Consider the following 14,902-nt stretch of genomic DNA (forward strand, 5'->3'; position numbering starts at 1 on the left):
GCCACCGGACGGCAGGAGCAGCCAGCCGATCACGAGGAGCCGGTGGCCGGGGTGCCGGGCGCGGGCGAATGCGAAGGCGAGGACGCCGAGCACCGCGGCGAGGACGCCGAACGCGGCGGCCGCGAAGACCCAGTACGCGTACCCGGTCGCGAGGGCGAGCGGGTGGAGCAGGGTGCCGACGAGGAACCGGCGGTGGAAGCCGTCGGTCAGGGACACGGCTTCGAGCGTCACGGCCCAGTCGCCCGGCAGCCGGAAGCCGCGGTAAGCCGCCAGCGCCAGGGCGAGCGCGAAGAGGGTGGTGAGGCCGCGCGTCGTGGTGCCGCGGTCGAGGGTGCTGGTCACGATCGCCAAGCTAGGAACGGGATGTGCGCGCTTCGCGACTGTCGATCACCGGCTCGGCACGGTTCCGCACGTCGTGCTTTTGCACTCGGTTGCTGTAAAGTTTCACCCATGACGCGTCGTCTTGCCGAAGTCGCCCGCCAGGTCGGGGTCAGCGAAGCCACGGTCAGCCGGGTGCTCAACGGCCGGTCCGGGGTGTCCGCCAGCACCCGCGCCGCCGTGCTCACCGCGCTGGACGTGATGGGGTACGAGCGGCCCACCCAGCTGCGCGGCGAACGCGCCCGCCTGGTCGGGCTGGTGCTGCCCGAGCTGCAGAACCCGATCTTCCCGGCGCTGGCCGAGATCATGGGCAACGCGCTCGCCCAGCAGGGGTTCACGCCGGTGCTCTGCACGCGGACCGCGGGCGGGGTGTCCGAGGCGGAGTACGTCGAGCTGCTCCTGCAGCAGCAGGTGTCGGGCGTGGTCTTCGCCGGCGGGCTGTACGCGCAGGCGGACGCCGTCCACTCGCACTACCACCACCTCGTCGAGCGCCGCCTCCCGACGGTGCTGATCAACGCGGCCGTCGAGCACCTCGGCCTGCCGCAGGTTTCGTGCGACGACGCCGTGGCCGTCGAACAGGTCGTCGGGCACCTGAGTTCGCTGGGGCACGAGAAGATCGGGCTGGTCCTCGGGCCGTCGGACCACGTGCCTTCGCAGCGCAAGCTCGCGGCGTTCCAGTCGTACGCGGCGAAGCTGGGCCTACCGGTGCTGGACGAACTGGTCGAGCACGGCATGTTCTCGATCGAAGGCGGCCACGCGGCGGCGGCCCGGCTGTACCCGCGCGGCGCGACGGCGGTGCTCTGCGCGAGCGACCTGCTGGCACTGGGCGCGGTCCGCGCGGCCCGGCGGCAGGGGCTGTCGGTGCCGGAGGACGTGTCGGTGGTGGGCTACGACGACTCGGCGCTGATGAACTGCACCGACCCGCCCCTGACGACCACCCGCCAGCCGATCGAGGCCATGGGCCGCGCGGTGGTGGAGCTGCTGGTCAAGCGCATCAACGGCGGCGAGGTGGCAGCGGAGGAGCTGCTGTTCGCGCCGGAACTGGTGGTCCGCGGCTCGACGGCCCGCCGCACCGCCTGACCCCTCCCGAAGCGCCCGGCGTCGCGAATGACTCATTCGGGACCTCCAGCGCCCCGAATGAGTCATTCGCGACCTCCGTACCGCCTGACCCCACTCGACCGAGCGGCGGGTTCTGAACCCGTCGCTCACTTTTTCGTGCCCGCCGCACGGCCCGTCGCCCTGCCGGGCGCCAGCGGCTCGCAGCCTGTTCGTAACTTGCAACTTCTCGTCGGGTTATTGCGTCGATCTGGTCCACCCCTTTATGGTGACCGCAATCACGTGACAGCCGTCGCGACCCCGAGAAGAGGCTTGAGATGAGCAGTCCCTGGTCCCGAACCGTCTCCCGCCGGATGTTGTGCCTGCTCACCGCGGGCGGCCTGGCGCTCACCCTGGCCGCCTGCGGTGACGGCGACAACGCCGCGCAGAGCGGTGGCAAGGTGAAGATCACGGTCACCGGGCAGCCGCCGACCAGCCAGCCGTTCGAGCGCAGCGTGTTCGACGCCGACGTCAAGGAGTTCGAGGCGGCGCACCCGAACATCGACATCGATCCGCACGAAGGCTTCATGGACCCGAAGACCTTCTCGGCGAAGCTCGCCGGCGGGCAGCTCGAAGACGTCTACTACGTCTACTTCACCGACCCCGCGCAGATCATCGCGCGCCACCAGGCCGCCGACATCACGGAAGCCGCGAAGAGCGTTCCGCACATCAACGACATCAAGCCGGAACTGCTCGACAACTTCCGGGACGCGAGCGGCAAGCTCTACGGCCTGCCGACGATGAACTACACGATGGGCCTGCTCTACAGCAAGCCGCTGTTCCAGAAGGCCGGGCTCGACCCGAACAAGCCGCCGCAGACCTGGGACGAGGTCCGTGACGCCGCGAAGAAGATCTCCGCGCTGGGCAACGGGGTCGTCGGGTACGCCGACTACAGCAAGAACAACCAGGGTGGCTGGCACCTGACCGGCTGGCTGTACTCGATGGGCGGCGACATCGCCCGCAAGGACGGCGACAAGTGGGTCGCCGACTTCAACAACGACAAGGGCAAGAAGGCCCTCCAGTACCTGCACGACATGCGCTGGACCGACAACTCGATGGGCGCCAAGCAGCTGCTCGAAGCCACCGACGTGCAGCGGATGATGGGCTCCGGCCAGCTCGGCATGTACATGGCCGCCCCGGACAACGTCCCGGTGCTGGTCAAGCAGTTCAACGGCAAGTACGAGGACTACGGCATCGCGGGCATGCCCGGCGGCGAAGGCACCCTGCTCGGCGGCGAGGGCTACATGGTCAACCCGAAGGCCTCGCCGGAGAAGATCAAGGCCGGCCTCGAGTGGATCCAGTGGAAGTACCTGAACCCGGACCGCTTCGAGAAGCACATCCAGCAGTACGTCGACGGCAAGCAGCCGGTCGGCCTGCCCGCCGAGCCGACCCCCGACGTCTGGACCGGCACCGTCCGCGAGCAGCAGCTGGCGCTGAAGGCCAAGTACGCCAACGTTCCCGCGCAGAACTTCCAGTCCTACGTGGACACCACCAGCAAGATCAAGGGCAGCATCGAGCCACCGAACGCGCAGCAGATCTACGCCGCACTCGACAGCGTCATGCAGGCGGTCCTGACCGACCAGAACGCCAACATCGACCAGCAGCTTTCCTCGGCCGAATCCAAGGTCAACAGTGTCCTCGCCCAGGTCAAGTAGCCTCCTCGCCTGGCCCGCGACGTCGTCGTCGCGGGCCAGGCGCCCGGCTGTTTCGCAAGAAGACCGCCGCCGCACCAGGCTCAAGCGCAAGCTCAAGGAAAACCTCACCGCGTACGGGCTCTTGTGCGCCGCGCTGGTGGTGTTCGCGCTGTTCTCCTGGTACCCGATCGTGCGCGGCGTGCTGCTGAGCTTCCAGCAGGTCGACTTCGTCAACGCGCCGACGTGGGTCGGGTTCGACAACTTCGCGAAGCTGTTCGAAGACCCGCTGTTCGGCGTCGCCTGGCGCAACACCCTGCTGTTCACCGGGCTCGCGCTGGTCTTCGGGTTCGCCGTCCCGTTCCTCACCGCCGTGCTGCTCAACGAGATCCGGCACGCGAAGGCGTTCTTCCGGCTCGCCGTCTACCTCCCGGTGATGCTGCCGCCGGTGGTCACGGCGTTGATGTGGAAGTGGTTCTACGACCCGGGTCCCGGCCTGTTCAACTCCGCGCTCGGCGCGGTCGGCCTGCCGGGCGGGCAGTGGCTCGACTCGTCCGGCACGGCGATGCTGTCGCTGGTCTTCGTCTCGACGTGGGCCAACATGGGCAGCACCACGCTGATCTACCTGGCCGCGCTCGGCACGATCCCCGGCGAGCTCTACGAAGCCGCCGAACTCGACGGCGCCGGGCTGTGGAAACGCCTGCGGCACGTGACTTTCCCGCAGACGCGGTTCGTCCTGCTCGTGCTCCTGCTGCTGCAGGTCGTCGCGACCATGCAGGTGTTCACCGAGCCGTACGTGATGACCGGCGGCGGGCCGGACGACTCGACGGTCACCGTGCTCCTGCTGCTCTACCGCTACGCCTTCGTCTACAACGACTTCGGCTCGGCGAGCGCGATGAGCCTGCTGCTGTTCGTGGCGCTGGGCGTGTTCTCGGCGTGGTACGTCCGGCTGACGCGGAAGGCGGACCAGTCATGAGGACCCTCGTCTCCCCGTCCGCGCTGCGCAGCCCGCGCGGCAAGGTGGTCTACGGCGTCGTCTTCGCCGGCACACTCGTGATCTTCGTCCTCGCCTTCATGTTCCCGCTCTACTGGGCGGTGACCGGCGCGCTGAAGTCGCCGCAGGAACTGGCCGCGACGCCGGCGACGCTCGTCCCGCACGAGTGGCACCCGGAAACCTTCGCCGACGCGTGGAGCCAGCTGAACCTGGGCAAGTACTTCCTCAACACGCTCGTCGTCGCCGGCGGCGCGTGGCTGGCGCAGCTGGCCATCGACGTCCCGGCCGCGTTCGCGCTGTCGAAGCTGCGGCCCAAGTTCGGCAACGTCGTGCTCGGGCTGATGCTGGCGACGCTGATGCTGCCGGCCACGGCCCTGCTCGTCCCGACGTACGTGACGGTGACGGACCTGCCGCTGCTGCACCTCAACCTGATCAACTCGCCGACGGCGGTCTGGCTGCCCGCGGCGGCGAACGCGTTCAACATCTACCTGCTGAAGCGGTTCTTCGACCAGATCCCCGACGAGCTCATCGAAGCGGCGCGCATCGACGGCGCCGGGCCGGTGCGCACGCTCTGGCGGATCATCCTGCCGATCTCGCGGCCGATCCTGGCCGTGGTTTCGATCCTCGCGGTCGTCACCGCGTGGAAGGACTTCATCTGGCCGCTGCTGGTGTTCCCGGACACCGAAAAGCAGACGCTCTCGGTGATGCTGCAACGGGTGGCGATCGACATGCCGCTCAACGTGCTCGTCGCCGGGATGGTGCTGGCCAGCCTGCCGATGGTGGCGCTGTTCCTGGCGTTCCAGCGGCAGATCCTCGCCGGGCTGACCGCCGGCAGCATCAAGGGCTGACCTTTCCAAACCCGATTAGGAGGGGCACTTACGTGACCGACAAGACCGGCTGGTGGCGGAGCGCGGCCATCTACCAGATCTACATCCGCAGCTTCGCGGACGGCAACGGCGACGGCGTCGGCGACCTCGCCGGCGTCCGCGCCCGGCTGGACCACCTGGCCGACCTCGGGATCGACGCGATCTGGTTCACCCCCTGGTACCCGTCGCCGATGGACGACGGCGGTTACGACGTCGCCGACTTCCGCGACATCGAGCCGCTGTTCGGCACGCTCGCCGAGGCCGAAGAGCTGATCGCCGAGGCGCACGCGCGCGACATCCGGGTGATCATCGACATCGTGCCCAACCACGCGTCCGACGAGCACCGGTGGTTCCAGGCCGCGCTGGCGGCGGGCCCGGGATCGCCGGAGCGCCAACGGTTCTGGTTCCGGCCCGGCCGCGGCCCGGACGGCTCCGAGCCGCCGAACAACTGGAAGTCGCGCTTCGGCGGCTCCGCGTGGACGCGCGTCCCCGACGGCGAGTGGTACCTGCACCTCTACAGCTCGCGCCAGCCCGACTTCAACTGGGACAACCCGGAAATCCGCGCGGAGTTCGAGGACGTGCTGCGGTTCTGGTTCGACCGCGGGGTGGACGGCTTCCGCATCGACGTCGCCGACGGGCTCGTCAAGGACCCGCACCTGCCCGACGTCGAGGAGGGCGACGAGACGCCGTTCTCCGACCAGGAGGGCCTGCACGAGATCTACCGCTCGTGGCGCAAGATCGTCGACAGCTACCCGGGTGAGCGGGTGCTGGTCGGCGAGATGTGGCTGCCGGACATGTCCCGCGCGGCGCGCTACCTGCGCCGCGACGAGCTGCACTCGGCGTTCAACTTCGACTTCCTGGTCTGCCCGTGGGACAGCAAGCGCTTCCGGGACGTCATCGACCGGACGCTGAAGGCGCACGACGAGGTCGGCGCACCGGCGGCGTGGGTGCTGTCGAACCACGACGTCACGCGGCACGTCACGCGCTACGGCCGCGAGGGCGACACGGGTTTTTCGTTCGCGAACCGGCTGCACGAACTGCCGGTGGACCGCGAGCTGGGCACCCGGCGGGCCCGGGCGGCGGCGCTGCTGACGCTGGCCCTGCCCGGTGGGCTGTACGTCTACCAGGGTGAGGAGCTCGGCCTCTGGGAGGTCCTGGACATCCCCGACGAGCTGCGTCAGGACCCGGTGTGGGCCCGCACGAACGGCGCCGACCCCGGCCGCGACGGCTGCCGCGTCCCGATCCCGTGGTCGGGTGCGGAGCCGCCGTTCGGCTTCGGTCCGGGCGGTGCGTGGCTGCCCCAGCCGGCGGCGTGGAAGGACTACACGGCCGAGGCGGAGGCGGCGGACCCGGCGTCGATGCTCTCGCTGTACCGGGACGGGCTGCGCCTGCGACGGGACCTCCCGACCGGCCCGCTCGAGTGGCTCTCGCTGGGCGAAGGGGTGCTGGCGTTCCGCGTCGGCGACGGCTTCACGTTCGCGCTGAACTTCTCGGACGCCCCGATCCCGCTCCCCGCCGGGGAGATCCTCCTGGCCAGCGGGCCGGCCGGCCGCGAACTGCCGACCGACACCGCTGTCTGGCTGAAGTCCTAGGAGGTCAGCTGCAGGACGTCTACGCCGCGGGCGTTGTCCGCGACGTAGACGTACTTGCCGTGCCAGTACGGGGCCCACGCGCTCGCGTCGCCCGGCCGGTAGTACGCGATCTGCCGCGGGTTCGTCGGGTCGCTGACGTCGAGGAACCGGGTGCCCTGCGCGTAGAACGACTGCACCAGGATCTTGCCGCGGACGTCGAAGTAGTGCGCGGAGCAGTCGTCCGACGCCGGGTCGCTGCCCTCCTGGCCGTTGACGCTCCAGGTGCCGACGCTCTCCAGGCGGAACGGCTGCGAAGGCGTCGAGCGCCAGCCTTCGCCGTTGTAGGAGCCCTTCAGCGACGAGATGGTCAGGACGCCGTCGCCCGCGCAGCCGTCGACGAAGTTCTCCTCCGTCGCGTAGATCAGGTCCTGGCCGCGCCAGGCGCCGTCGCCGACGCGGTGGCCGGCCGGGTGGAAGCTGTTGTGCATGAACCGGGACGGCGCCGCCGTCTCGGCGATGCCGCCGCCGGCGTACGGGATCGGCTCGTGCGCGGTGGCGCGGCGGACCTTCCCGGACAGCGGGTCGCGGTGCACGCCGTTCGTCCAGTAGCCGCGCACGCCGCCGCGGCCGGACACCCAGGCCACGCCGTTGTCGTCGACCTGGACGTCGTGCACGTAGTCGGTCTTGCCGTCGTTGCGGGCCAGCTCGATCGGCTGCGGGTTCACCTTCGGGTGCCGCGGGTCGCGGATGTCGGTGACCCAGATCGGGCGGCCGCCCCAGTCGGCGGGCTGGTCGTCGGCCTTCGCCGGGCCGCCGGTCCACAGGTAGCGGCAGCCGTCGACGCAGCTGGTGGTGTGGCCGGCGGGCACCTTGACGTAGCTGAGGATCGCCGGGGCCTCGGGCTTCGAGACGTCGACGACGTAGATGCCGGACTCACCGGTGTGCGTGGTGCCGCCGTACGCGCGCGGGTCGCGGGAGAGGAACACCAGCTTGCGGTCCTGGTCGACCTCGGTGTCCTCGGTCTCCCACAGGCCCGGCAGGCTGACCTGGCCGACCAGCTTCGGCGCGGCCGGGTTCTTCGTCAGGTCGTAGACCTTCAGCCCGAACTCGCCGGACACGACCATGACGTCGCGGCGGCCGTAGTCCAGGAAGCCGATCGAGATGGCGCCGGCGGCGTCGGGCACGTTGCCGACCGCCTTGACGTTCTTGATCGCGCCCGGGTCGCCCAGCGTGCGGGCGGCGGGGGTGGCGGGTTTGTCGTCCTCGCCGCAGGCGGCGGCCGGGAGCCCGGTCGCGACCAGCGTGGCGCTGACGGTGACGGCGGCGAAGCACGACCGCAACCAGGTGCGCACGCGAAACCTCCCAGAACGCTCGGAGCGTGACCACGGGAACGGTACGACGGAGATCAACCGGACACAACCGTCTTTTGTTGGCTCTTGACTGGTAGGACTGGCGCATGCGCCTGCTCGTCCTGCTCGCCGTCCTCGCCCTCGCCGTCACGGGCTGCTCCGGCTCCGACCCGGCCCGTCCCGGCGTGCTGTCCGTCGGCATCCGGGAGCCCGCGACGCTGCTGCCCGCCGACCTCGCCGACCAGGCGGGCCGGCTGGTGACCGGCGCGCTGTGGACGCCGCTCGCCGACTTCGACGCGGCGTCCGGCAAGGTCACGCCGCGCGCGGCCGAGTCGATCGAGAGCGCCGACCGGGTGCACTGGACGGTCAAGCTGCGGCCCGCGACCTTCCACGACGGCACCCCGGTGACCGCCCGGTCCTATGTGGACACGTGGCGGGCGGTCGCCGCCGAGCACTGGGTGTCCTCGCCGGTGCTCACGAAGCTCCTGCGTGCCCGCGAGATCACCGCGCCGGCCCCGGACACGATCGCGGTGACGCTCGACCGCCCATCCGGCCAGGTCCCCGCCCTGCTGTCGGCGCCGGGGCTGGTCCCACTGCCGGCGTCGGTGCTCACGTCCCGCGACTGGAACGGCTTCGCCAAGGCTCCGGTCGGCAACGGCCCGTACCGCCTGGACGGCGGCTGGCACCCGGGCACGGGTGGCACGCTCAAGCGCGCCGGCGCCGGGAAGGCCGAGGAGATCGAGCTGCGCGTCGGCGAGCCGGGCGCCCAGTACGACGCGGTCAAGGCGGGCACCCTCGACCTCGCGACCGAGGTCCCCGGCGAACAGCACGAGGCCATGCACACCGACTTCGGCGCCGACCGCCACGCGACCTGGGCCCTGCCGGAGGCGGGCTACCTGGCGTTCCCGGTGGCGAACCCGCGGTTCTCCGACGCGACGGTCCGCCACGGCTTCGCGCTGGGCGTGGACCGCGCGGCCCTGGAAGCGGGCCCGCTCGCGCACCAGGTCGACCCGGCGAAGGCCCTGCTGCCCCCGGCGGACGCCCCGGGCGAGCGCTCCGGCACGTGCCGACCGTGCAGCTTCGACGCGGCGGCGGGCAAGGCCCTGTTGAAGCAGGCGGCCTTCCCGGGCGGCGCGACCGTCTACTTCGGACCCGGCGCGGAGGCCTGGACGCGCACGCTGGTGGTCGGGCTCCACAAAGCACTGGACGTTTCCGTGACGGCGCAGGCGTCCCCGAACACCGGCCCGCTCGACGGACCGGCCACCCTGGACGTCAAGCTGGCGACGGCGAGCCCGTACGAGCTGCTCTCGGCGCTGGCTTCGGAGTCGGGTTACACCGACGAGGTCTTCCGCCAGAACCTGGCGCTGGCCGACGCCGCGGCGACCCCGGAGGAGGCGGGCGAGCTGTACCGGCTGGCGGAGAACCAGCTCCTGCGGGACCTGCCGGTGGCCCCGCTGTGGTCGGGCCACGGCCACGCGGTCTGGTCGGCGCGGGTCCACGACGTCGCGACGACGCCGTTCACCGGCCCGGTGCTGACCGGGATCGCGGTCTCGTGACCTGGGACCCGGCCACCCCGGCCGAAGTGGCGGCGCTGTTCGCCGGTGTCACGGTCCCGTGGTGGATCGCGGGCGGCTACGCGATCGAATTCGCGGTGGGGCGGGCGTTCCGCGAGCACGCCGACGTCGACGTCCTGTTCCTCCGGCGCGACCAGGCCGCGGTCCAGGAAGCGCTGCCGGCGTGGGAGTGGTGGGCGGCCGACCCGCCCGGCGCGCTCCGGCCGTGGCACTCCGGCGAAGTCCTGCCGCGCGGGATCGACGACGTCTGGTGCCGGCCGGGCCCGTCGGCGCCGTGGCGGATCCAGATCATGCTCGACGAGACCGAGGGCGACGAGTGGGTCTCCCGCCGCGACCCCGCGGTGCGGCGGGCCATCACCGGGCTGGGCGCCGCCACCGCAGGCGGAATCCCCTACCTGGCCCCGGAAGTGCAGCTGTTCGCCAAGTCGCGCGGCACCCGGCCCAAGGACGAGCAGGACTTCGCCGCGGCGCTGCCGGTGCTCGACGCCGCTCAGCGGCGCTGGCTCGCGGACGCACTGGCGCCGGGCCACCCCTGGCGTGACCGCCTCTAGACCGTCGCGTGCTCGGCGAGGGTTTCGATGAACGCGCCGGTCAGCGGGTCCGGCGCCGCGCGCGTGTACGCGACCAGCGGCCGCCGGACCGGCACGCTCGGGCGCAGCACCCGGCCGTCGAAGCGCGCGGGCAGGACGTTCGCCGGGACCAGCGCGGGACCGAGGCCCGCCGCCGCCAGGATCGGCGCCGCCGCCGTCTGCTCGGTGCGGACCGCCGCGCGGGGGCGGAAACCCGCCGCCGCGCAGGTCGCGTCGACCAGCTCCGCCAGGCCGTTGCCCGGGGCGTAGTGCACCCACGCGCAGTCCGCGAGCGTGGCCAGGTCGACCACTCCCGTCTCGTCGTCTTCCGCGGCGCCGTCGGCGGGCAGCACGACGACGAACTCCTCGACGCCCAGCTCCCGCACCGGCCCGGTCCAGCCGGCCGGCCGCGGGCCGAGCGCGACGTCGGCCTCGCCCGCGGCCATCGCTTCGCGCAGCTCGTCGGCGTGCCGGAACTCGATCAGCCGCACGTCGACCTCGGGCCGGTCGCGCCGCCACACGCGCAACGCGGGCGGCAGCACCCCGAGGCTCACCGAGTACACGGTCGCGACCTGCAGCTCGCCCGCCGTCGTCCCGGAGGCGAGCCGGGCGGCGCACCGCGCGCGTTCGGCGTCGGCGAGCGCCGCCCGCGCGTGCGGCAGCATCGCCCGGCCCATCGGCGTGAGCCGGACGGCGCGGGGCAGCCGTTCGAGCAGCGGCCCGCCGACGCCGCGTTCGAGCGCCCGCATCTGGTGCGACAACGCCGGCTGCGTCACGTGCAGCTGCTCGGCGGCGCGGGTGAACGAACCGGTGTCGACCACCGTGACCAGGTATTCCAGCTGCCGCAGGCTTGTCATGAACTCAGCTTATCGACATGGTGACAAGGATGCCTTGGACTTATCTCACCCGCCGGCCGAGCCTGGTGTCATGAAGCGCAAGACAGCACTCGTCGCCGGGGCCAACGGGATCATCGGCCGGAACCTCATCGAGCACCTGCGAGCGGACGGCGGCTGGGACGTCACCGGCCTCTCCCGCCGCGGCGGCCCGGGCACGATCGCCGTCGACCTGCTCGACCCGGCCGACACCCGGGCGAAGCTCAGCGGGCTGACGGCCACGACACACCTCTTCTACGCCGCCTACCAGGACAAACCGACGTGGGCGGAACTGGTCCCGCCGAACCTGGCGATGCTGACCAACGTCGTCGACGCGGCGGAAGCGGCCTCGCCCGGCCTGGAGCACGTCAGCCTGATGCAGGGCTACAAGGTCTACGGCGCCCACCTCGGCCCGTTCAAGACCCCGGCGCGCGAGACCGACGCCGGGCACCTGCCCCCGGAGTTCAACGTCGACCAGCAGCAGTTCCTCGAGCGCCGCGCGGGGTCGTGGACGTGGTCGGCGATCCGCCCCTCGGTGGTCGGCGGCACGGCGCTGGGCAACCCGATGAACCTGGCGCTGGTGATCGCGGTGTACGCGTCGATCTCGAAGGAACTGGGCGTGCCACTGCGGTTCCCGGGCAAGCCGGGCGCCTACGACAGCCTCCTGGAGATGACGGACGCCGGCCTCCTCGCCTCGGCCACGGTCTGGGCGACCGGCGAGCGAGGAGCGTTCAACATCGCGAACGGCGACCTGTTCCGCTGGCGCGAACTGTGGCCGAAGCTGGCGGCGTACTTCGGCCTGGAAGCCGCCCCGCCACTGCGGATGTCCCTGGTGGACGTCATGGCCGACAAGGCTCCACTGTGGACGGCGATGGCGGCCCGGCACGGGCTTTCCGCGTCGTACGCGGACGTTTCTTCGTCGTGGGCGTTCGCCGACTTCGTGTTCGGCTGGGACTACGACGTGTTCGCGGACACGTCGAAGTCGCGCCGGGCGGGGTTCCACGAGTACGTCGAGACGGAGCAGATGTTCTACCGGCTGTTCGACGAGTTCCGGAAGGCGCGGGTGATCCCCTAGTTCGCGCCCCGCCCGGAGATCACGGTGGACCGGACCCGGAGCACGCTCTCGTCCAGGCCGCGCAGGTCGCGGAACGGGTTGGCGATCTCGCGCTCCCGGTGGCCGAGCAGCCCCACCAGGCCGATCGTCGCGACCAGCAGGAGCGCCGAACCCGAGGCCAGGGCGGGCCCGCCGACCCAGTCCACCAGCGTCGTCACCGCGCACGCCAGCACCCCGGGCAACGACAGCACCACGAAGGTCCCGAACGCCGCGGCCGCCCAGCCGGTGTCGTAGGAGAGGAGCACGAAAAGACCGAGCACGGACCCCAGGACCGCGAGGCAGGTGGCCCACCCGATCCACGGCGCCGTCCAAGGCCACCAGCCGAACGCGGATCCCGACGCCCGCACCACGCCCAGCAGGTACGGGATCCCCACCAGGACCGTGAAGGCGAGCTTCACCAGCGGCCGGAGCACGATCGGTGCCTTCGGGTCTTCCTGGACGGTCCGCCACTCGGTTTCGTCGGCGCGGAAATCGGTCCGGTGGAGCCGCTGCACCAGCCGCACCAGAACCACGGCGGGCAGGTTGTCCAGCAGCTTCCGGTACCCGGCCCCCACCCCGGCCCGTTCGAGCAGGAGCAGCGCGAGCCGGCGCGCCCGGCCCTCGTCCCGCCGGTGGATGTCCCCGAGCACCACGTCGTTGCCCGTGGAGTCCCGGATTTCGACGCCGAGCGAACGCGCGACCCGCGCGACTTCGAGATCGAGCCCGGCCAGCGCGACCGGGTCGTACTGCCGGGACGCGCCCAGGACCCCGATCGGCATGGCGAGCCGCGGGTCGACCCGGTCGGCGTCGTCCGGCACCCTCGTCGCGAGGCGATCGTCGATCAGGTACCCGACCCGGCCCATGATCTCGTTGAGGTGCCCGGGTTGGCCGTGGTCGAACGGCACCCACAGCCAGTCGTACCGCCGGACGGCCGGGTCCCCGATGTCGGCGCGCCGCAGTTCGTCCTCGACGTCCGGGCCGGTCACCAGCACGGCCAGGCGCCACGCGGCGCGCACGGCGACGTCGCTCCCGTCCCACAGCAGCCCGGCCAGCGCCAGGCCGGCCGAAGCCGTCCCGACCGCGGCGATGTCGTCGACGGCGTCGAGCGATCCCGATTTCGCGCGTTCGGCGAGCACCGGGATCGCGAGCTCCCCGGTCGCCCGCAGGGCCGCTCGCGCACCGGGGACCCACGTCGCCAGATCGCTCAGCGTCTCGACCGCCGCCCGCAGCCGCGTCGCGGCCAGTGCGTGGAACGCGAAAGCCTGCCGCTGCAGCGCGGCCTGGGTCAGGCGCCTGAGCAGTGCCTTCCCGCGCGGGCCCGGGTCGGCCGCGACGGCTCCCAGCGCGGCGGTCCCCGAAGGATCACCGGGGACGAACCCGCGGAGCGCCGTCTCGAAGTGCCGGAGCACCGACTCCGCCAGCACCGAGTCGATCTGCCGCGCCTCGGCCAGGCATTCGAGGGCCAGCAACTTCCCGCGTTCGTCGCCCGCGAAGATCTTCGCCACGACCGGCGTGCAGTCGCGGTGGGCGCCCCCGCACCAGAGCTTGACCGTCTCGCGCCAGCGGCCGGGGTTCTCCTCGTACAGCGCCAGCAGCCGCTCGGGGCGGTCCGCCAGTTCCATCGCGGCCAGGTACTCCTGGAGCGTCAGGTGCGGGAACTCGTAGAGGAGGTTCCCGGCGTCCACCCGCACCAGCAACCCGCTGCGGTCGACGATCTCTTCGAGCATCGCGGCCGCGTGCACCGCGTCCAGGTTGAACCGGGCGAGCACCCGGGTGATGTTCGCGAGCAGCTCGTCCTCCGACAGGGTCCGGCGATCGGTCCCCGGTGCCATCGCCCCCTGCGCCTGGAGCGCGATGGACCGCAGGGCCATCGTCTTGTGCCCGGCCTTGTAGGTGGCGAGGCCGCGGGTGCGCCCGAGCTCGGAATCCCGGCGCAGCAGGTGCTGCACCGCCATTTCGTAGAATTCGGCGCGCGAGCCCGGCAGCACCGGGCCGATCCCCGGATCGGCCTCGTGCAGCGAAGCGATCATCGTGAGCAGCAGTGGCGTCCGGGCCAGCAGCAGGATGGGCGGGCTCGCCCGCAAGCCGGCCATCACCTGCTCGACCTCGTAACGCGCGTCGCGATCGGCCCGTTTCGAGGTGAACCACAGCCGCAGGAACCGGCGGATGGCGGCGTCGTCGAAACCGGCCACCCGGACCTCGTGGTCGAAATCCGGCCGCAGTTCGAAATCGTAGACCGCCGCGCGGCAGGTGACGACGATCTGGCACTTCGGCCACTTCTCGGCGAACTCCTTCAGTTGTTGCGTGACTTCGCCCCGGCGATCGGTCACGATTTCGTCGAAGCCGTCGAAGAACACGCTCAGCAGGCCGTCCGCCAGCGCCCGTTCCAGGAACCGATCCGGCTTTTTCACCCCGCCCCGGCCGAGCGCGTCCGCCACGAGGTCGCGCAGGCTCTCCTCACCGCGGTTGCGGCGGAACAGTTCGACGAACACGGGGACCCGCTCGAAGTCGGCGGGCCGGTCGGCCCACTTCACCATGGAGTTCTTCAGCAGCATGGATTTCCCCGCGCCGGCCGGCCCGAGGACGACGGTCCGGCTCCGGTGCCGGATGCTCCCGTAGATGTCTTCGCGGCGGCCGTCGACCTCGCTCTGGAGCGGGACGTAGACGTCGCTGACCGTGACCTTGGTGGTCGCCAGGAAACCGAGCGCGTGGCTGTTGTAGGTGGCTTTGACACCGGCGGTGTACCGCCGCAGTTCGCCCCTCGTCAGCGTCCGGCGCCGGCTGCGGAACACGACGGGCCAAAACCGCTGACCGAGGTGTTTGACCCCTTCGCCGACGAATTGCTTCGCCAGAAAACCGGCGAAAGCGAGAACGGCCACCATGACTACGGCGTAGGTCAGCTGAGTCGGC

The 14,902-nt window shown here is 71.3% G+C and carries 11 protein-coding genes; 8 read left to right on the plus strand and 3 right to left on the minus strand.

The genetic code is table 11. The features are described 5' to 3' along the window. Positions 1 to 450 precede the first annotated feature (450 nt). The 5 genes from AB5J73_RS00085 (at position 451) to AB5J73_RS00105 (ending at position 6,556) form a co-directional block, all read left to right on the plus strand. Positions 451 to 1,458 carry a LacI family DNA-binding transcriptional regulator gene (locus AB5J73_RS00085; RefSeq protein WP_370966784.1) on the plus strand — a complete coding sequence of 336 codons (1,008 nt, stop codon included), beginning with the start codon at positions 451 to 453 and terminating at the stop codon, positions 1,456 to 1,458. Positions 1,459 to 1,751: 293 nt separating this feature from the next. Further along, positions 1,752 to 3,128 (plus strand): ABC transporter substrate-binding protein, encoded by a 1,377-nt coding sequence (locus AB5J73_RS00090; RefSeq protein ID WP_370966786.1) that lies wholly within the window; start codon positions 1,752 to 1,754, stop codon positions 3,126 to 3,128. Continuing rightward, positions 3,106 to 4,080 carry a carbohydrate ABC transporter permease gene (locus tag AB5J73_RS00095; RefSeq protein WP_370966788.1) on the plus strand — a complete coding sequence of 325 codons (975 nt, stop codon included), beginning with the start codon at positions 3,106 to 3,108 and terminating at the stop codon, positions 4,078 to 4,080. The genes AB5J73_RS00090 and AB5J73_RS00095 overlap by 23 nt, the downstream gene beginning before the upstream one ends. Next, complete coding sequence (locus tag AB5J73_RS00100; RefSeq protein ID WP_370966790.1) at positions 4,077 to 4,946, plus strand: carbohydrate ABC transporter permease; 870 nt, start codon at positions 4,077 to 4,079, stop codon at positions 4,944 to 4,946. The genes AB5J73_RS00095 and AB5J73_RS00100 overlap by 4 nt, the downstream gene beginning before the upstream one ends. Positions 4,947 to 4,978: 32 nt before the next feature. Further along, entirely contained in the window at positions 4,979 to 6,556 is a 1,578-nt protein-coding gene (locus AB5J73_RS00105) for a glycoside hydrolase family 13 protein (protein WP_370966792.1), read from the plus strand. Here the strand turns inward: AB5J73_RS00105 and AB5J73_RS00110 are convergent. Beyond that, the gene (locus AB5J73_RS00110; RefSeq protein ID WP_370966794.1) at positions 6,553 to 7,887 is read right to left on the minus strand and encodes an LVIVD repeat-containing protein; all 1,335 of its coding nucleotides are present in this window, start codon (positions 7,885 to 7,887) and stop codon (positions 6,553 to 6,555) included. The two genes, AB5J73_RS00105 and AB5J73_RS00110, sit on opposite strands and share 4 nt — an antisense overlap. 104 nt (positions 7,888 to 7,991) lie before the next feature. Between AB5J73_RS00110 and AB5J73_RS00115 the strand changes: the two genes are divergently transcribed. Beyond that, positions 7,992 to 9,440, plus strand: coding sequence for an ABC transporter substrate-binding protein (locus tag AB5J73_RS00115; RefSeq protein ID WP_370966796.1), 1,449 nt, complete (start codon positions 7,992 to 7,994; stop codon positions 9,438 to 9,440). Beyond that, positions 9,437 to 10,009: a nucleotidyltransferase domain-containing protein gene (locus AB5J73_RS00120; RefSeq protein ID WP_370966798.1), complete on the plus strand. Its 573-nt coding sequence runs from the start codon at positions 9,437 to 9,439 to the stop codon at positions 10,007 to 10,009. Before AB5J73_RS00115 ends, AB5J73_RS00120 begins: the two co-directional genes overlap by 4 nt. Here the strand turns inward: AB5J73_RS00120 and AB5J73_RS00125 are convergent. Continuing rightward, the gene (locus AB5J73_RS00125; protein ID WP_370966800.1) at positions 10,006 to 10,884 is read right to left on the minus strand and encodes a LysR family transcriptional regulator; all 879 of its coding nucleotides are present in this window, start codon (positions 10,882 to 10,884) and stop codon (positions 10,006 to 10,008) included. The genes AB5J73_RS00120 and AB5J73_RS00125 overlap by 4 nt on opposite strands. A gap of 70 nt (positions 10,885 to 10,954) precedes the next feature. Here AB5J73_RS00125 and AB5J73_RS00130 point away from each other — a divergent pair, with 70 nt between their 5' ends. Continuing rightward, positions 10,955 to 11,974: an SDR family oxidoreductase gene (locus tag AB5J73_RS00130; protein ID WP_370966802.1), complete on the plus strand. Its 1,020-nt coding sequence runs from the start codon at positions 10,955 to 10,957 to the stop codon at positions 11,972 to 11,974. Here the strand turns inward: AB5J73_RS00130 and AB5J73_RS00135 are convergent. Then, positions 11,971 to 14,784, minus strand: a complete 2,814-nt coding sequence (locus tag AB5J73_RS00135; protein WP_370966804.1) for an NACHT domain-containing NTPase — start codon at positions 14,782 to 14,784, stop codon at positions 11,971 to 11,973. The two genes, AB5J73_RS00130 and AB5J73_RS00135, sit on opposite strands and share 4 nt — an antisense overlap. Between the last annotated feature and the right edge of the window lie 118 nt (positions 14,785 to 14,902).

It is taken from the genome of Amycolatopsis sp. cg9, assembly GCF_041346945.1.
In the GTDB taxonomy this organism is placed as follows: Bacteria; Actinomycetota; Actinomycetes; order Mycobacteriales; family Pseudonocardiaceae; genus Amycolatopsis.

Bases quoted from the DNA above. Each gene is read 5' to 3' on its own strand.
- AB5J73_RS00085 (WP_370966784.1), top strand. From the start codon at position 451: ATGACGCGTCGTCTTGCCGAAGTCGCCCGCCAGGTCGGGGTCAGCGAA.
- AB5J73_RS00090 (WP_370966786.1), top strand. From the start codon at position 1,752: ATGAGCAGTCCCTGGTCCCGAACCGTCTCCCGCCGGATGTTGTGCCTG.
- AB5J73_RS00100 (WP_370966790.1), top strand. From the start codon at position 4,077: ATGAGGACCCTCGTCTCCCCGTCCGCGCTGCGCAGCCCGCGCGGCAAG.
- AB5J73_RS00115 (WP_370966796.1), top strand. From the start codon at position 7,992: ATGCGCCTGCTCGTCCTGCTCGCCGTCCTCGCCCTCGCCGTCACGGGC.
- AB5J73_RS00125 (WP_370966800.1), bottom strand. From the start codon at position 10,884: ATGACAAGCCTGCGGCAGCTGGAATACCTGGTCACGGTGGTCGACACC.
- AB5J73_RS00130 (WP_370966802.1), top strand. From the start codon at position 10,955: ATGAAGCGCAAGACAGCACTCGTCGCCGGGGCCAACGGGATCATCGGC.